Source organism: Agromyces sp. NDB4Y10, assembly GCF_001620055.1.
Classification (GTDB): Bacteria; Actinomycetota; Actinomycetes; order Actinomycetales; family Microbacteriaceae; genus Agromyces; species Agromyces indicus.
This window is the reverse complement of the sequence record NZ_LQGY01000028.1, coordinates 94,338-111,132: the sequence shown is the minus strand read 5'-3', so window position 1 is coordinate 111,132 and position 16,795 is coordinate 94,338. Positions and strand designations below refer to the sequence as shown.

Below are 16,795 nucleotides of genomic sequence, written 5' to 3'. Positions count from 1 at the left end.
GGCTCCGGATGCGCGCGCAGGAGCCTCAGTGCAGCGCCTTGGCCCGGTACACGGCCTCGGTGCGACTCGACGCGCCCAGCTTGCGGAGGATCGCCGACACGTGGACGCTCGCGGTCTTGCCGCTGATGTAGAGCCGCTCGCCGATCTGGCGGTTGCTGAGCCCCTCGGCGATGAGCTCGAGCACCTGCCGCTCGCGCGACGTGAGCTCGGCCACGGCGTCGCCCGGGTCGTCCGCTCCCGCGACGCCGGCCGAGCCCCGCGTCGCCTCGCCGTGCGTCGCCCGCTCGAGCGCGACGCCCGCCTGCATCGCCACGTGGGCGACACGCGACTGCACGGCGGTGACGCCGCGGGCGACCGCGGCGTCGTACGCCTCCTGCAGCGTGTCGCGCGCGGCGAGGCGATCGCCGGCGTCGAGCTGCGCCTCACCGAGGCGGAGCAGGGCGTACGGGCGGAGGAAGCCGGGCGCGGTCTCCGGCGTCGCGGCGTCGACCGCCGCCCGCCACGCCGCCTCGGTGGGCCGCAGCTCGGCGTCGACGAACGCCGACCAGAGCGGATGCGTCGGCCAGAAGTGCAACCGCTCCATGGCCGAGCGCAGCGTCGGCTCGGCCTCGAGGATCTCGGCGGCCTCGGCCTCGGGCACCCGCGTGGGATCGGCGCGGACCGCGGCGATGACCCGGGCCAGCGCCCAGAGCAGCGGCTCGGCGTACCCCGCGAGCGGCAGTTGCCGCTCGTGCAGGACGCCGCGGCCGTCGCGCCACGCCTGCGACAGGTCGCCCACCGCGAGGCCCACCTCGGTCGCGACCCTCGCGACGCCGAGCCGCGTCTGCATCTCGACCTCCATGATGGGCGCCATGTTCGCCCGGAAGGTGCGCAGCAGCTCGGCCGCGCGCTCCGGCTCGCCACGCCAGACGAGACCCCAGATCTTGGCGCGCTGCAGGTACACGCGGAACGGCGCCGACGGCTCGAGGGCGAGCGCGCGGTCGATGAGGGCGCCGGCCCGCTCCCATTCGCCGAGCGCGAAGAGCGGGTCGACGGCGTTCGACGCGAGGATGACGCCCGAGCTGCGCTCGACGCCCTGACGTCGCGCTCGCTCGAGCCCCTCCTCCGCGAGGCGCACCGCCTCGCGGTGGTCGCCCACGAGGTGGTACATGTCGGACGCGTTGACCCAGTACCGCAGCAGCGCCGCACCGTCGCCCGCCGCCAGTTCGCGGGCGCGCTCGAGGTCGGCGAGCGCTCGCTCGACCTCGCCGCGAGCCGCACGGCACACCGAGGCGATGTTCATGGCGATGGAGGCGTACCGCGGGTAGCCGATCTCCTGCGCGAGCTCGAAGGCCTCGTCGGCGACGCGGACCCCGTCGTCGATGCGCCCCTCGATCATGAGCCGGCCCGCGAGCCCGGTCAGCACGGTGACCCGGAGTTCGTCGGAGCCCTCTGCGGGGAGGGCGGCGAGCGCCTCCTCGAGCAGCGGGATCGAGCCGCCGCGGCCGACCGTCGCGAGGTAGAGCGCCTTGTCGCGCAGCAGCCGCGGGAACTGCGGATCGTCGCGCGGGCACTCGGCGAGCGCCGCCTTGACGAGGGCGAGGCCGCGTTCGCCCTCGCCGGCGTGACGCAGGTGGGAGGCCGTGCGACCCATGAGCTCCAGCCGGGTCATGCCGGAGACCCGCTCGGGCTCGGGCACGAGGCTCCAGAGCTCGAGCGCACGTTCGCCGAGCTGCGCCGCCGAGGCGTAGGCGACCGCCGATCGCGCCTCGCGCATGGCTTGGATGGTGGCGGGGAACGCCCGCCCGGGGTCACGCGCCCCGAGCCAGTGGTACGAGATCTCGGCGGCGAGGCGACGCCCGCCCGCCGCGGCCTGCGCCTCGTAGGCCTCGGCGTACCGGGCGTGGTACCGCGCGCGCTCGCCCGGCAGCAGGTCGGCGAGGATCGCCTCGCGCACGAGCGCGTGCCGGAACGCGTAGTCGTCGCCGTCGATCTCGATGACGCCGTAGCGGACGCTCTCGCGCGCGGCCGCATCGAGTGCGGCCTCGTCGCCGCGGTGCACGGAGGACAGGAGCGCGTGCGAGACGCGGACGCCGCCGGTGGACAGCAGCCGGAGGAACTCCTGCGCCTCGTCGGGCAGTCGCTCGTACCGGGCGAGCAGGAGGTCGCGCAGGGTGTCGGGCACGAAGCCCTCGTCGCGGCATCCGTCGATGCCCACGAGCTCCTCGACGAAGAAGGGGACGCCGTCGCTGCGCAGGAACACCGTGTCGAGCACCCGTTCGCTCGGGGCCTCGTCGACGATGAGCGAGCGGACGAGCTCGTGCACCTGCGCCTGCGAGAGCCGGGTGAGCTCGCGGCGCTCGACCCACCGGTCGCGCTCGGCCTCGGTCAGGAAGCCGCGGAGCGGGTGACCGCGCGGGACGTCGTCGGTGCGGTAGGTGAGCAGCACGAGCAGGCGGCTGGACCCCAGCGAGCGGAGCAGGAACCGCAGCAGCGCGAGGCTCGCGGCGTCGACCCAGTGCAGGTCTTCGATGACGAGCACGATGGGCTCGTCTCTCGAGAGGGTCTCGAGCAGCACGGCGACCGCCTCGTGCAGCTGGCCGCTGCCGGCGCCGCCGGGGGTGATGACGATCTCGCCGGTGCCGTCGGCGACGGATGCCGCGAGCTCGGGCAGCAGCGCGACGAGGGCCGCCCGGCCGGGCCCGACCGCGTCGAGCGCCCGGTCGGCGCCGACCTGCGCGACGAGCTGCCGCAGCGCGCCCTTGACCGGTGCGTAGGGCGCGGCCACGTCGCCGAGGTCGACGCACTGGCCGCGCACGAGCCGCACGTCGGGCCCCAGGCCGGCGGTGAACTCGGCCACGAGCCGGCTCTTGCCGATGCCCGCCTCGCCGCCGATCACGGCGGTCGCCGGCGTGCCGGCGCGGACCGTCTCGATGAGGCTGCGGAGCCAGTCGAGGTCGCCGTCGCGGCCGACCATGGCGGGGCTCGTCGAAGAGCTGGACACCATCCCATGGTCCCACCGACCGACGACATCGGCACCGGGTCCGTGGACCCGGTGCCGATCATCGCGCGGGGGGTCGGTCGCGCCGTGGGCGGCCGCGGCCGCGACCCCGTCTCCGGTGCCGGTCACCGCGCGAGCAGCGGGGCCTGACGGCGGGCGTGACGCCGGCGGGCGACGCGGAGCCACGAGCCCCGCGGCGCGAACCCGGTCGGGTCGGCGCCCGCGCCCGCGGCCCGCTCGGCGGCGGCGCGCTGCATAGCGATCCGCTCCTCCGCCCGGCGCACGTCGGCGGTGTGAACCTGCATGGCCACGAAGCCTGCGGTGTAGTCCATGATCTCCTCCTGAGGTGGGCGATGATCCGAGCCTGCGCTCTGAGGTGGGGGCGGCTCATCGGGAGATGTGCCTATTTCGTACCGGTCCGGGCGGTGAGGGGGCCTCAGACGGGACTGATGCGGATGTTCGGGTCGCTCCGTCCTCAGTGCGCGAGGGTGGGCGTGCGGCGGTATCCGTCGTTGCGGAACTCGACCACGGCGGCGGACACGGCCCACACCGAGATGAGGGCGAGCACGAGCATCGCTGCGAACATCACGCACCTCCTTCCATTGATTCCAGGTCGCCCGGGCGGTGCCCCGGGACGTCTCGAGCCTCGTTCCTGAGGCACCCTCAGGACATCGGGCGATCGGCGTATTCGCCTACCTCAGCGTGGCGTCGGCCCCGTTGCCGGTCGACAGGGCGATCACCGAATCCGGAACGGGCGTCCCAGCAGGGGTGAGCCCTGAGGCGATCGGCGCGCCCCAGCGCCGCTCGAGGGGGACGACGCCGGCCCACGTCGAGTGGTCCTCGCCGTCGTCGGGCTCCTCCGACGGGCCGCCCGAGCGCTGCTTCATCACGACGTCGTCGAGGGCCAGGCGCAGCACGCGGGTGGCGGCGACCTCCTTGCGATGCATGCCGCGCACCTCGGCCGGACGGCCGGGCATGAGCCGTTCGGAGAGCGCCAGCAGCGCGGCATCCGTCTCATCGGCCGGCACGGCCTCGAGCACGCCCTGCACGGTCGCGCTGCGGTAGTTCATCGAGCTGTCGAACAGGCTGCGCGCGTAGACCAGGCCGTCGAGCGCCGTCACCGAGAAGGCGACGGGCCGACGCGCGGATGCCGCGCGCAGGGCGAATCCGCCGCCGGTCGAGCCGTGCAGCAGCACGTGCTCGCCCACCCGCGCGTAGCCCATGGGCACGATGACCGGGACGCCGTCGACGGCGACCGCGAGGTGGCCGACGAGTTCGCTGTCGAGCAGGTCGTGGAGGGCGAAGCGGTCGGTGGTCTGCCGGTCGGGCAGGCGACGGATGCGACGGGCGGGGGTGGTGGCGGTGGTCATGCGTCCAGCATGCGAGCGCGGCTGGTATGGTTGGCAGACCAGTTCCCGCGCGCTCGACCAGTCCAGTGCGCCGCGAAGGAGGTCCCGATGGACGGACCGCTGCTCGTCATCGACCGCGACGACGCCCGGCCGCTCGGCCAGCAGCTCGTGGAGGGCCTGCGCCGCGGCATCCTCGACGGGCGGCTCCGCCCGGGCGACCCGGTGCCCTCGACGCGCGCGCTCTCGAGCGAGCTCGGGGTCGCACGCAGCTCGGTCGTCGCCGCGTACGACCAGCTCGCCGGCGAGGGCTACCTCGAGCTGCGCCAGGGTGCACCCACGCGCGTCGCGCCGCTCGTCGCGCCCGACCCCGCCGTCGCGACTGGCCCCGTCGCCGCGGACGCGGATCGTCGCTTCGCGGGTGCCGAAGCGACGAATCGCGACCGGCGCGCGCGCGTGACGGATGTCACGTCCACCGCGAGCACCCCGGGGATGCTCGAGCTGCGTCCCGGGCTCCCATCGACCGCGCGGCTCGACGAGCGGGCCTGGCGCGCGGCCTGGCGGCACGCGTCGCGGATGTCGGTCCCGGGCGACATCCCGCCCGACTTCGGCTCGCCGCGCCTGCGGCGGGAGATCGCCGACCACCTCCGCCACGCGCGCGGGCTCGCCTGCTCGCCGGACGACGTCGTCGTGACCGCGGGCACGAGCGACGCGGTGGCCCTCCTCGCGTCGGCACTGCGCGTGCTCGTCGACGGCACGCCGCGCGTCGCGGTCGAGCACCCCGGGTATCCGTCGGCGCGGCGGGTCATCGGACGCCGCGGGGCGCTCCGCACCGTGCCCGTGCCCGTCGACGCCGACGGCATCGACGTGGCGGCACTCCGCAGCATCCGCCCCGCCCCGCACGCGGTCATGGTGACGCCGCACCACCAGTATCCGCTCGGCGGGCGGCTCCCGGTCGCCGCTCGGCTCGAACTGCTCGACTGGGCCGCGGCATCCGGTGTCGTCGTCATCGAGGACGACTACGACAGCGAGTTCCGTCATGTCGGCGCCCCGCTGCCGGCGCTCGCCTCGCTCGACCGGGGCGGCCGCACGGTGCTGGTGGGCAGCTTCTCCAAGGTGCTCACGCCGTGGCTGCGACTCGGCTACCTGGTGCTGCCCGGCGACGCCCCGCTCCGCGAGGCCGTCGCGAGCGTCCGCGACGACGAGACGTGCCCCGTGCCGGGCATCGCCCAGGAGGCGATGGCCGAGCTGCTCGCCAGTGGCGCGGTCCGCCGACACATCGCCGCGGCCCGTCGCGACTACGCGCACCGCCGCCGGATGGTGCTCGACGGGCTGTCGCGCATCGCGGGCGCGAGCCTCACCGGGCTCGACGGCGGACTCCACGCGGTGCTCCGACTGCCGTCGCACGAGGTGGCGGCCCGGGTGGTCGCCCGACTCGCCGTCGACGGCGTCGCCGTCTCGCCGCTCGCCGACTACTCGGCCGTGCCCGGCGAGGGACCCGCCGGCCTGGTGCTCGGCTACGGCTCCCCCACCGACACCCAGCTCGCCGAGGCCCTCGCGCGCGTGCGCGCCGCGGTGGAGGTCGAGCTCGCGGCATCCGTCGCCTGACTCGCCCCCGCCGTCGCGACCGCTCCGCGCGCCCCCCGGCGGGTCGAGTGTCCAACGGATGCGGGGCGGGGCACCGGGGAGCGGCATCCGTTGGACACTCGCGGCACCGAAGAGCGGGGCGACCGCCGGGGGTGGGCGCGCGAACGGTGACGGGCCGCACGGCCTGCCGACGCGACATCCGCTCGCCCCATGAACGCTGTGAACGGATGCCGCGAAGCGGGCGGGCCGCGTAGCGTGGGGTCGTGCTGACTCCTCCGGTGACCGAGAAGCGACCGACCGAACGCACCCACCACGGCGACGTCGTGGTCGACCACTACGAGTGGCTGCGCGACAAGGACGACCCGGCGGTGATCGCCCACCTCGAGCAGGAGAACGCCTACACGAAGGCGAAGACGCGGCATCTCGCGATCCTGCAGGAGCAGGTGTTCGAGGAGATCAAGCGCCGCACGAAGGAGACCGACCTCAGCGTGCCCACGCGCGAGGGCGACTGGTGGTACTACTCGCGCACCGTCGAGGGGCTGCAGTACGGCATCCACTGCCGCGTGCCCGTGCGCGGCGCCGACGACTGGGAGCCGCCCGCCATCCCCGAGGACGGCTCGCCCCTGCCCGGCGAGCAGGTGCTGCTCGACGACAACGACGAGGCGAAGGGCCACGAGTTCTTCTCGCTCGGCAGCTTCGACCTCACCGCCGACGGGTCGACCCTGCTCTACGCGGTCGACGTCGAGGGCGACGAGCGGTACACGATCCGGCTGCGCGCACTCGACGGGTCGGGGCGCGTGCTCGACGACGAGATCCCCGGCACCGCCGCGGGCGCCGTGTTCGAGCCGTCGGGGCGGTACCTGTTCTACGCGACCGTCGACGACGCCTGGCGGCCCGACACCATCTGGCGGCACGAGGTCGGCACGCCCGCGTCATCCGACGTGCAGGTGTTCCACGAACCCGACGAGCGCTTCTGGCTCGGCGTCGGCCTCACGCGCAGCCGCAAGTACCTCGTGCTCGAGGCCGGGTCGCACGTGACGAGCGAGACCTGGCTGCTCGACGCCGACGACCCGGCGGGCGAGTTCCGGGTCGTGTGGCCGCGTCGCGACGGCGTCGAGTACGACGTCGAGCACGTCGTCGCCGGCGGCCGCGACCGGCTGCTCATCGTGCACAACGAGGGCGACGCCGTGAACTTCGAGCTCGTGAGCGTCGCCGCCGACGACCCGCAGGGGCCGAGGCGGATGCTGCTCCCCCACGACCCGCGCATGCGCATCGAGGCGGCGCACGCGTTCCGCGACTTCGTGGCGCTCGAGTACCGGCGCGACGGCCTGCCGCGGGTGGCCATCGCCAGGGTGCCGCCGCAGGGACTCCCCGCCGACGCCACCCCCGACGACACGCTCCACGAGCTCGTCTTCGACGAGGAGCTGTGCTCGGCGGGCGTCAGCGGCAACCCGGCGTGGGAGCAGCCGTCGCTGCGCATCGGGTACGGCTCGTTCGTGACGCCGTCGACCGTGATCGACGTCGACGTGGCATCCGGCACCCGGACCGTGCGCAAGCAGCAGGCGGTGCTCGGCGACTACCACCCCGAGCGGTACGCGCAGAAGCGCGAATGGGCGACGGCTCCGGATGGCACGAAGGTGCCGATCTCGCTCGTCTACCGGCACGACCTGGTGACCCTCGGCGAGCCCGCTCCGACGCTGCTGTACGGCTACGGCTCGTACGAGCACGCGATCGACCCGGGCTTCGGCATCCCGCGGCTGTCGCTGCTCGACCGCGGCATGGTCTTCGCGGTCGCGCACGTGCGCGGCGGCGGCGAGATGGGCCGCCTCTGGTACGAGCACGGCAAGAAGCTGCACAAGAAGCACACGTTCACCGACTTCATCGCGGCCGCCGAGCACCTGGTCGACAACGACATCACGACGCCCGATCACCTGGTGGCGCAGGGCGGCTCGGCCGGGGGCCTGCTGATGGGCGCCGTCGCGAACCTCGCGCCGCGGCTCTTCGCGGGCATCGTCGCGGAGGTGCCGTTCGTCGACCCGCTGACGTCGATCCTCGACCCGTCGCTGCCGCTGACCGTCATCGAGTGGGACGAGTGGGGCAACCCGCTCGACGATCCCGAGGTGTACGCCTACATGCGCTCGTACTCGCCGTACGAGAACGTGCACCCCGTCACCTACCCGCGGATCCTCGCGATCACGTCGCTGAACGACACGCGCGTGCTCTACGTCGAGCCCGCGAAGTGGGTCGCGCGCCTGCGCGAGGTCGGCGCCGACCCGCTGCTGAAGGTCGAGATGGCGGCCGGGCACGGCGGCGTCTCCGGCCGGTACGCGGCCTGGCGCGAGCGCGCGTTCGCGAACGCGTGGATCATCGACGCGGCGGGGGCGCACCCGAGCGGCGAGTGACCCTCCGGCGGTCGAGGAAGGCCGGAGGCCCGCACCGGGATCCTCTGGCGGGATCTGCACGATTCGTGCCCTGATCGGGGCTCGCAGGATGTCGGGGGCCGGGTCCAGACTGACCCCCATGTCGTTCATCGCCGAACTGAGTGAACGGATGCCGCAGCGCGTGCACGCGCCCGGCACCCCCGAGTACGAGGCCGGCGCCGCGGTGTTCGCCGGCGCCGGAACGCCCGACGTCGTCGTGCGCCCCGCCTCCGCCGCCGAGGTCGCCGAGGCCGTGCGGGCCGCCGTCGCGGCCGGCGCGCCGATCGCCGTGAAGAGCGGCGGCCACGGATCGGCCCCCGCCCCCGCCGGGCTGGTCATCGACCTCTCCGCACTGAACGCCGTCGAGCTCGCCGACGACGGCTCGCGTCTGGTGCACGTCGGCGGCGGCGCCCACTGGGGCGACGTGGCCGCCGCGCTGACCCCGCACGGGCTCGTCGTCACCTCGGGCGACACGACGGATGTCGGCGTGGGCGGGCTCGCGCTCGGCGGGGGCCTCGGCTGGTTCGCGCGCACGCACGGGCTCACGGTCGACCTCCTCCGCGAGGTCGAGCTGGTGACGGCCGCGGGCGACGTGCTCCAGGTGAGCGCCGACTCGCACCCCGAGCTGTTCTGGGCCCTCCGCGGCGGCGGCGGCAACTTCGGCGTGGTCACGAGGTTCACCTTCGAGGCCCAGCCGGTCGACGGGCTCGTCGGCGGGCACGTGCGCTTCGACCAGTCCGACGTGCGCGCGGTGGTCGGCGCCTGGAGGGACGTGTTCCGCGACGGGCCCGACGAGCTGAACTCCACGCTGCTCGTGATGCCGCCGCTCATGCCCGAGATGCCCGCCGGCCCCCAGATGTCGGTCGCGCTCGTCGGTTCGGAGGACGACCTCCGACGCCTCCTCGAGCCGCTGCTGTCACTGCCCTCGGTCGCCGACGTGTCGCTCGGTTCCGTCGCGTACCCCGACCTCCTCGAGGCCGCGCCGCCCGGCGAACCGCCGTTCCGGTTCGTCGGCGGCAACGGCTTCGTCCCCGACCTCTCCGACGCGGCGCTCGACGCCTTCGTGCGCGCGCTCGACCGCGAGGTGCCGACGATGCTGCTGCTGCGCGCGCTCGGCGGTGCGTTCTCCCGCGTGCCGACGGATGCCACGGCGGTCGCCCATCGCGACGGCCGCGCGCTCGTCGCCGTCAACGGCATCCTCCCGGCCGACGCGACCGACGATCAGGTCGCGGCGGCGCGCGCGGGCGTGGATGAGGCGATCGCGTTCACGAGCGGCGCGTACTCCAACTTCTCGCCGGAGTTCGGTGACGACGTGACCGCGATCTACCCGCCCGCCACGCTCGACCGCCTCCGCGCGGTGAAGCGCGAGATCGACCCGGGCGACGTGTTCCGGGCGAGCCACCACATCGCGCCCTAGCCGTCAGGCGGCGGGCGGGTCCTCGTGCAGGTCGACGTCGGAGGGAACGAACGCCCATCCGGTGAAGCGCACCTCGAGGCCCGCCCGCGTCGGAGCGCAGACCATGGGCCCGGCGGTCGCCGCGTTCGCGTCGAAGGGGGCCACCCGGATGGTGCGCCACTCCCCCTCGCCGGCGCGGGCGCGCAGCGTGATCGCGTCGGCCTCGACGCCCGAGCGGCTCGCCCGGATCGTCACGACCTGCCCCGCCCAGTCGGGCACGGGCGCGAGCGACCAGTCCGACATCCGGTTCGTCACGACCGCGCCGAGGTGCGGCACGCCGTCGCTCATCTCGATCCCCGCCTTGACCCAGTTCTCGCCGTCGAGGTGCAGGAACAGGCCCGCCTGGTCGTACAGGCCCGTGAGCGTCGACGTGTCGAACGACACCTCGACCGCGGCATCCGTCGGCCATGGGGCGAGCAGGGCGTGCCCGTCGTCGTGCACGAAGCCGTAGTGGGTGGTGCGCCAATAGTCGCTGCCCTCGGCGGCCTCGACGACGATCGCATCGCCGTCGACGTGCACCGCGACAGGATCGCGGCTCCAGCGTCCGGCGTTCCAGGGGGCGGCGGGGGCGCGGTCGGCGTCGCTCATGCGCCCACGCTATCGGCCTCGGCCCGGCGCGCCGCCAGCCGGCGCTCGCGCATCGCGAGCCACAGCGGGAACGTGAACGCGAACGCGGTGAGCGCCGACCCGAGGATGTACGCCCACGCGAAGCGCATCCCGAGGCGCCGCGACTCGACCACGATGAGGATGCTGCCCGCGACCGCGACGACGAGCAGGTCGGTGGTGATCGACGACACCGCCGGTCCGCTCGAGACGAGGTCGCCGATGAAGTCGTTCCCCTGCGCGATCGCGATGGCGTTGTAGGTCCAGGTGCCGACGAGGCCGGCGACGGCGACCACGAGGTACACGACGGCGAGCGGGGTCCAGTTGCGCGTCATCCGTTCAGTGTGGCGGATGCCGCACCCGACCGTCAGTACTCGGGGATCGCCTCGACGGCGCGCTGCGCCTCGAGTCGTGCGAGGTCGCGCAGGAGGTCGTCGCCGACGTCCGCCATCCGCTCGGAGCGGTGCTCCGCGTAGTCGGGCTCCTCGTCGTAGCGCGGCCAGCGGCGGTCGAGCTCCTGCTCGATGGCGGTGCCGAGCTCGTGCCACGCGTCGTCGCGGGCGCGCTCGATGAGCCCGGCGACGTACTCGTCGTCGGATCGGCGCGTCCACAGCTCCTTCGCGATGGCGGCGTGCACCTTCTCGCGTCGCCGCAGGTTCAGCAGGTCGTCGCGGTGGTAGTCGTGCTGATGCTGCGACCGGCCCTCGCGCTTCGCGGCGACCTCGCGTTCCTCGGCCACGTGCTCGGCCGCCTCGTCGGCCTCCTGCACGAGCTCGTAGAGGACCGAGCGGGCGCGGTCCGCGGCACGCTCGTCGGAATACGGCTCGTCGCTGCGGAGCGCGTCGACGAGGAGGCGGTTCTTCAGCGCCATCCGTGCCGCCGACTCGGCCATGAGCAGGCCTTCCTCGAGCATGTCGTCGAAGGTGGCGGGGGTGACCTCCGGCAGGCGCGACCGGTCGAACGGCGCCATCTTGCGGCGTGGTTCGCGCCGCTGCCACGGCAGTCGGAACCGGGCCATGCGCACCTCCTCGAATCGCACCCGTTCCACCGTACCGATCCTCGGTGAACGGATGTCGCCCCTCCCCCTCCCCTCCCCGTACCCTCCCCGCCCCGCCCCGCCCCCGACGTTCCGCGGAATGACGCAACCTGCGCTTCCGGCCGCGCGCCGGAACCGTTTCCGTCATTTCGCGGCCCCAGAGGGGCGGGAGGGGCAGGAGAGACAGGCGGTCAGGCGGCGGGGTCGAAGCCGGGGGTGCGACCGTCGAGGCCGACGTACTTCACGACGAGGCTGCAGTCCTTGTCGACGTAGCCCTCGTCGATGAGGCGCTCGAAGCGCTCCATCGCGAGGCGCCCCGCCGCGAGGTCCAGCCCGGCGGCGTCGCCCGCGGCGAGCGCATACGACAGGTCCTTCGCCGCGAGCCCGGTCGTGAACGTCGCGTCGAAGTTGCGGTTCGCGGGGCTCGTCTCGACGACGCCGGGCACCGGGTACCAGGTGCGCAGCGGCCACGAATCGCCGGATGACACGGTCGCGATGTCGTGGAACACCGCCGGGTCGAGCCCGAGCGCCTCCGCGAGCCGCGCCCCCTCCGACGAGGCCTGCAGGGTGATGAACAGCATGAGGTTGTTCGCGAGCTTCGCCGCGATGCCCGAGGTCGGTCCGCCGACGGTGAAGACGTGCCCGGCCATCGGGTCGACGAGGGTCGCCGCCTCGGCGGTGGCATCCGCTTCACCGCCGAGCATGAACGTGAGCGTGCCGGCGTGCGCGCCCGCGATGCCGCCCGAGACGGGTGCGTCGACGAAGCGGATGCCGCGGGCCGCCGCCGCCTCGTGGCACGCGCGCGACGTCTCGACGTCGACCGTCGACGTGTCGAGGACGAGCGTGCCCGCACGCACGCGGTCGAAGACGCCCGGCTGCCCGGCGTCGCCGATCAAGACTTGGCGCGAGTGCTCGGACCGGGGCAGCGACGTGAAGACGGCGTCGGCGTCGCGCACGGCGGTCGCGGCATCCGTCACCGTGCGGATGCCGCCGGCCCGCGCCTGCTCGGCCATGCGCGCGTCGACGTCGAACCCGACGACCTCGTGCCCGGCCCGGGCGAGGTGGGTGGCCATGGGCCCGCCCATGTGTCCGAGCCCGATCCACCCGATGACCGCCATCCGCGTCCTCCTCGACGTCGTGTCGCGCGGCGCCCGAGCCGTGCGATCGTCTCCACGCTACGCCCGCGGCGACGTGCGGCCCCACCCCCCGCGCGTCGAGTGCGCCGCGGACGCGGATCGTCGGAGTGGCCGCGCCGGTGCGACGATTCGCGTCCGACGCGGCGTCGGCCCGCGGCGTCCGACGCGGCGTCGGCCCGAGGCGCCGGCCCGACGCCCGCGCGGGCCGCGACGCGTCAGGGAATCGCCTGGGCCGTCGCCTCGAGCGGGGTGACCGGGCGGTCGCGCTGCGTGGCGAGGGCGAGCCCGGCGGCGCCGCACACCACGACGATCGCGATCGCCTCGACGAACGTGAACCGCTCGCCGAGCACCAGCGCGCCGAAGATCGCGGCGATCACCGGCCCGAAGCTCGTGATGATCGCGTAGAGCCGGGGCGTGATGCGCCGCAGGATGTACGTGTCGAGGCTGTACGGCAGCGCCGACGACAGCACGCCCACTCCCAGCAGCAGCCCGACGATGCGCCAGTCGAGCGCGCCCACGTCGAGGGTCGCCACCGCGAACGGCACGAGCAGCGCGAGCGAGACGAGGCTCGCGACCGTGAGCCCCTCAAGTCCGGGCAGCCGGGTCGCCACGCGACGCGTCAGCAGGATGTACGCCGCCCAACTCGCCGCCGCGGTGAGCGCGAGCACCACGCCGATCGGGTCGACGCCCGAAGCGGATGCCGCGGCATCCGTCTCGCCCGAACCGCCGGCCCACGGGCCGATGAGGAGCAGCACGCCCGCCCCCGCCGCGAGCGCGCACGCGAGGTCGAGCAGCCGCCGGGAGGTGAACAGCGCGATCGCGAGCGGACCGAGGAACTCGATCGTCGCCGCGATGCCGAGCCCGAGCCGGTCGACGGACTCGTAGAAGGTCACGTTCATCACCGCGAGCACCACGCCGAGCGCGAGCGCCGGCCGGAGCCGCCGCCAGGTGAGCTCGGCACGCTTGGGCCGGTAGAACGGGAGCACCGCGATCGCCATGACGAGCTGGCGCACCGCGACGACCACGAACGAGCCGACGACGGGGATCACGAGCCCCGCGAGCGACGAGCCGAAGTTGATCGACACCTCGGTGCCCAGCTGCGTCGACGCACCGGCGAAGCGGCGGCGGCGGAGCGTGGCATCCGTCATCGCGGCCGCCGGAGCGGGCGTGGTCTCGTGGGGCACCACTCGACGATACGACCTGCGCGGCGCGACTCGCCCCCGCGCCTGCGCCACCCGCGGTCGCCGCTGTGGTCGGCTGTGATCAGGGGTGCGCGCATGACGAAGCCATTCGGAAGCCTGACCGACGACGAGGTGCAGCTCGCGGGGCGCGTGGAGTTGCGCCGGGTCGTCGTGACCGACGACGTCGAGTCGTGGGACCTGCTGCTGTACCCGGCGGGCGGTCTCGAGCCGATCGCGGTCGACGCGTTCAGCCTCGACGAGCTCACCCGGACCAACCCGCCGTCGTCGCGCGACCTCGCCGACGGGGTGGCGAAGGTCGTGCTCGGATGCCACGGGCTGCGCCGCATCGAACCGTGGACGATGTCGCGGGACGCGTCGAGCTGGTCGGCGCGGGTCGCGGTCGTGCCGGCGGCCGCCGCCGGGGGCGCGGGGGCGGATGCCGCGGAGAGCCCGGGCGCGCCGACCGCGGGCTGAGCGCGCCGGCGTCAGCGCGCCGGCGTGAGCGCGCCGGCTGAGCGGCGTCATCCGTCGAGCTGCTCGCGGAACCGCGCCGGCACGGCGTCCCGTCCGGCCCGGCGTCCGGCGGCGACGCTCGCCTCGGCCGCGACGAACCCGTCGGGGCGCACCAGGTAGAGCCGATCCGACCGCAGGCGTCCGCCGGCGTCGGGCGGGAACACGTGCGCCTCCGTCCCGAGCCGCTCGGCGACGCGGTGCACCAGGTCGGCGGGGGCGCCGTACCCGTGCACCTGCCAGCGCATCGACCGCAGCGCGTCGAAGTTCGACGGGTCGGCGCCCGTGTACGGCAGCCGCTTGCCGACGACGTCGTCACGCGCTTGGGAGCGGGTTAGCGGCTCGGGTGACATCCGGTACCTGATGCGCGTCTGCGACAGGAACCCGAACAGCCGTCGGCCCCCGATGACCCGCGGCAGCACGCGCACGGCGGCGGGACCGAGTGCGGGGACGGCACGCCCGCGGATGAACCGCGTCAGTGCCGAGTCGGCGGTGACGAGTCCGAACAGCCGGTCGGTCGTCGCGACGAGCCGCCGCGCGACGGGCCGCCGCTCGGCCTCGTACCGGTCGAGCCGTCGATCGGGCATGCGCGAGACCAGCACGTCGGCGAGCGCGCACGCGAGGTTGTGGGCGTCCTGCAGCCCCGTGTTCATGCCCTGCCCGCCGACGGGCGAGTGGATGTGCGCGGCGTCACCGACGAGGAAGCACCGCCCCTCGCGGAAGCGCTCGGCGACCCGGTGGTGCAGCCGGTACGTCGCGAACCACGTCGACGACCGGTATCCGACCGTGAACCCGCGCGCGATGCGCGACCGCACGAGCCGCTCGGGCAGCTGCCCGCCCTCGGCGAGGTCGGCGTCGCGCACCACCCCGAGGATGCGCGCGTGCCCGGGCCCGCCCATCGGGAACGACAGCAGGAGGTCGTCGGGCGCCATCCGGATGTTCACGTGCCCGTCGACGAGTCCGGTCGCGCCGAGCGCGTCGGCGACGAAGAACGTGTGCTCGTTCGTGACGCCCTCGAAGCGGATGCCGCTGAACTCGCGCACCGCGGAGTGCGCGCCGTCGGCGCCGATGAGGTACCGCGCCTCGATGCGCACGGTCGCGGGCCCGTCGCCGGCACCGGGCGACCCCGCGTCATCCGTCACCCGCTCGAACACCGCGGTGACGGATGCCGTGCCCCGCTCGATCGCGACCAGGCGGAGCCCCCACTGCACGGCGCGGCCGCGCGCGGTGAGCCCGTCGACGAGGATCCGCTCGTTGCGGCTCTGCTCGAGCACCGTGACCTCGGGGAACGGCGTGGTGCCGCGCCCGAACTCGCGCAGCGGCACCCGCCCGAGCACGCGGTGGCGGAACGCGAGCACCGCCCCGACCGCCTCGGCGCGCTCGGCCACCACGCGGTCGGCGAGGCCGAGCTGGTCGTAGAGCTCCATGGAGCGCGCCTGCACGACGAGCGCCCGCGACTCCCGGGTCGGGCCGTGCTTGCCGTCGGCGATGATCGCGTCGACGCCGAGCTTCGCGAGCACGTTGGCCGCCATGAGCCCGCTCGGGCCCGCCCCGACGACGAGCACGTCGGTCCGCAGCGTCTCGGACTCCGCCATGCGCCCAGCCTGTCACCACCAGGGCCCGCGCGGGAGGGCCGGGGGCGCATCCCGTCGCTCAGGGACCGAGCAGCAGCTCGTCGGGCGTCGTGATCGGACGCCAGTCGGCGGCGGCGACGGCACGCGGCATCCGGTCGGCGCCCGCCAGCGCGCCCATCTCGAGCCGGGCGAGTTCGGCCACGTCGGCGACGGGAACCTGGAACGTGCGGAAGGGCCCCAGGTCGGGCACGGCGACCGCGCCCCCGGCGAGCCGCGCCCGCTCGCGCTCGGCCCGCGCGGCCCGCGCCGCCTCGTCGAGGTCGAGCAGCGGCGACTGGTCGAGCACGAAGCCCGCGGTCGCGACCTCGTCGCCCGACCGCCACGCGACGACCTTGAAGAACCGCAGGGGCACGCGGATGCCGCGGTACTCGGGGTCGCCCGGGTCGAGCACCGGCGCCGTGAACACGCTGAGGCGCTGCGCGTGCACCGTCGCGTACGCGAGCACGTGGTCCTCCAGCCCGTTCCAGAGCTCGAGCGACTGGTTGAACGCGGCCTGCTGCGGCGCCGCGTTCGGATACCGGAACGTGTCGGCGTTCGCGCGGGCCGCGACATCCGGCGGCCCCCACACCGGGTCGCGGCGTCGCACGAGGTGCCCGCGGTCGAGGTCATTGCGCGCGTAGACGTCGGGTCCGGCCTGCCACGCCTCGGGGATGCGCTCGTCGAACCGCCAGTCGTCGCCGCGCGGCACGTCGACGAGCTGCGCGCCGTCGATGTTCACGCCGGTCACGCGGGCGAACCTGCGCCCGGTGTCGAGCACCACGGTGAAGTGCAGGTAGTCGAGGGCGACGGATGCCGCGGCATCCGTCTCGGGCACGGCGGGCAGCGCCGCCTCGAGCCCCAGGAACCGCGCGTCGAACCCCATGCGCCCACCCGATCACGAGCCGCCGACAGCGGCGCGCGGCCACG

13 protein-coding genes and 1 pseudogene are annotated in these 16,795 nt (G+C 74.4%); 4 read left to right on the top strand and 10 right to left on the bottom strand.

The window, feature by feature from the left end; genetic code table 11:
- Positions 1-25 precede the first annotated feature (25 nt).
- The 3 genes from AVP42_RS17030 to AVP42_RS07505 form a co-directional block, all read right to left on the bottom strand.
- Positions 26-2,983, bottom strand: a complete 2,958-nt coding sequence (locus tag AVP42_RS17030; RefSeq protein WP_304439344.1) for a helix-turn-helix transcriptional regulator — start codon at positions 2,981-2,983, stop codon at positions 26-28.
- A 122-nt stretch (positions 2,984-3,105) separates the two neighbouring features.
- Positions 3,106-3,312 carry a hypothetical protein gene (locus AVP42_RS07510; RefSeq protein WP_067947663.1) on the bottom strand — a complete coding sequence of 69 codons (207 nt, stop codon included), beginning with the start codon at positions 3,310-3,312 and terminating at the stop codon, positions 3,106-3,108.
- Between the two features lie 360 nt (positions 3,313-3,672).
- A complete protein-coding gene (locus tag AVP42_RS07505; RefSeq protein WP_067947662.1) occupies positions 3,673-4,350 on the bottom strand; it encodes a pyridoxamine 5'-phosphate oxidase family protein in 678 nt (225 codons plus the stop codon).
- A gap of 87 nt (positions 4,351-4,437) precedes the next feature.
- Here AVP42_RS07505 and AVP42_RS07500 point away from each other — a divergent pair, with 87 nt between their 5' ends.
- The 3 genes from AVP42_RS07500 (at position 4,438) to AVP42_RS07490 (ending at position 9,750) form a co-directional block, all read left to right on the top strand.
- The gene (locus AVP42_RS07500) at positions 4,438-5,934 is read left to right on the top strand and encodes a PLP-dependent aminotransferase family protein (RefSeq protein WP_067947661.1); all 1,497 of its coding nucleotides are present in this window, start codon (positions 4,438-4,440) and stop codon (positions 5,932-5,934) included.
- A gap of 242 nt (positions 5,935-6,176) precedes the next feature.
- Positions 6,177-8,315, top strand: a complete 2,139-nt coding sequence (locus AVP42_RS07495; RefSeq protein WP_067947660.1) for a S9 family peptidase — start codon at positions 6,177-6,179, stop codon at positions 8,313-8,315.
- Between the two features lie 118 nt (positions 8,316-8,433).
- A complete protein-coding gene (locus AVP42_RS07490) occupies positions 8,434-9,750 on the top strand; it encodes an FAD-binding oxidoreductase (RefSeq protein ID WP_067947658.1) in 1,317 nt (438 codons plus the stop codon).
- Between the two features lie 3 nt (positions 9,751-9,753).
- On the opposite strand, the gene AVP42_RS07485 is transcribed toward AVP42_RS07490, so the two are convergent.
- From AVP42_RS07485 to AVP42_RS07465, 5 genes and pseudogenes are all read right to left on the bottom strand, one after another.
- Positions 9,754-10,377, bottom strand: a complete 624-nt coding sequence (locus AVP42_RS07485; RefSeq protein ID WP_067947656.1) for a DUF1349 domain-containing protein — start codon at positions 10,375-10,377, stop codon at positions 9,754-9,756.
- Positions 10,374-10,727 (bottom strand): DUF2834 domain-containing protein, encoded by a 354-nt coding sequence (locus tag AVP42_RS07480; protein WP_067947654.1) that lies wholly within the window; start codon positions 10,725-10,727, stop codon positions 10,374-10,376. Before AVP42_RS07480 ends, AVP42_RS07485 begins: the two co-directional genes overlap by 4 nt.
- Before the next feature lie 32 nt (positions 10,728-10,759).
- Complete coding sequence (locus AVP42_RS07475) at positions 10,760-11,440, bottom strand: hypothetical protein (protein WP_067947652.1); 681 nt, start codon at positions 11,438-11,440, stop codon at positions 10,760-10,762.
- 179 nt (positions 11,441-11,619) lie between these two features.
- Positions 11,620-12,564, bottom strand: a pseudogene (locus tag AVP42_RS07470) (NAD(P)-dependent oxidoreductase); the annotation flags it as partial.
- A gap of 215 nt (positions 12,565-12,779) precedes the next feature.
- Complete coding sequence (locus AVP42_RS07465; protein ID WP_231878568.1) at positions 12,780-13,748, bottom strand: DMT family transporter; 969 nt, start codon at positions 13,746-13,748, stop codon at positions 12,780-12,782.
- A gap of 93 nt (positions 13,749-13,841) precedes the next feature.
- Here AVP42_RS07465 and AVP42_RS07460 point away from each other — a divergent pair, with 93 nt between their 5' ends.
- Positions 13,842-14,219, top strand: coding sequence for a hypothetical protein (locus tag AVP42_RS07460; RefSeq protein WP_067947636.1), 378 nt, complete (start codon positions 13,842-13,844; stop codon positions 14,217-14,219).
- A gap of 47 nt (positions 14,220-14,266) precedes the next feature.
- Here the strand turns inward: AVP42_RS07460 and AVP42_RS07455 are convergent, their stop codons facing one another.
- Both AVP42_RS07455 and AVP42_RS07450 read right to left on the bottom strand, forming a co-directional pair.
- Positions 14,267-15,850 (bottom strand): FAD-dependent monooxygenase, encoded by a 1,584-nt coding sequence (locus tag AVP42_RS07455; protein WP_067947635.1) that lies wholly within the window; start codon positions 15,848-15,850, stop codon positions 14,267-14,269.
- Positions 15,851-15,908: 58 nt separating this feature from the next.
- Positions 15,909-16,751 (bottom strand): DNA/RNA non-specific endonuclease, encoded by an 843-nt coding sequence (locus AVP42_RS07450; protein WP_067947634.1) that lies wholly within the window; start codon positions 16,749-16,751, stop codon positions 15,909-15,911.
- Positions 16,752-16,795 lie beyond the last annotated feature (44 nt).

Coding starts and splice junctions, on each gene's coding strand:
- AVP42_RS07485 (WP_067947656.1), bottom strand. CDS start 10,377: ATGAGCGACGCCGACCGCGCCCCCGCCGCCCCCTGGAACGCCGGACGC.
- AVP42_RS07455 (WP_067947635.1), bottom strand. CDS start 15,850: ATGGCGGAGTCCGAGACGCTGCGGACCGACGTGCTCGTCGTCGGGGCG.
- AVP42_RS07460 (WP_067947636.1), top strand. CDS start 13,842: ATGACGAAGCCATTCGGAAGCCTGACCGACGACGAGGTGCAGCTCGCG.
- AVP42_RS07500 (WP_067947661.1), top strand. CDS start 4,438: ATGGACGGACCGCTGCTCGTCATCGACCGCGACGACGCCCGGCCGCTC.
- AVP42_RS07510 (WP_067947663.1), bottom strand. CDS start 3,312: ATGGACTACACCGCAGGCTTCGTGGCCATGCAGGTTCACACCGCCGAC.
- AVP42_RS07480 (WP_067947654.1), bottom strand. CDS start 10,727: ATGACGCGCAACTGGACCCCGCTCGCCGTCGTGTACCTCGTGGTCGCC.
- AVP42_RS07450 (WP_067947634.1), bottom strand. CDS start 16,751: ATGGGGTTCGACGCGCGGTTCCTGGGGCTCGAGGCGGCGCTGCCCGCC.
- AVP42_RS07505 (WP_067947662.1), bottom strand. CDS start 4,350: ATGACCACCGCCACCACCCCCGCCCGTCGCATCCGTCGCCTGCCCGAC.
- AVP42_RS07490 (WP_067947658.1), top strand. CDS start 8,434: ATGTCGTTCATCGCCGAACTGAGTGAACGGATGCCGCAGCGCGTGCAC.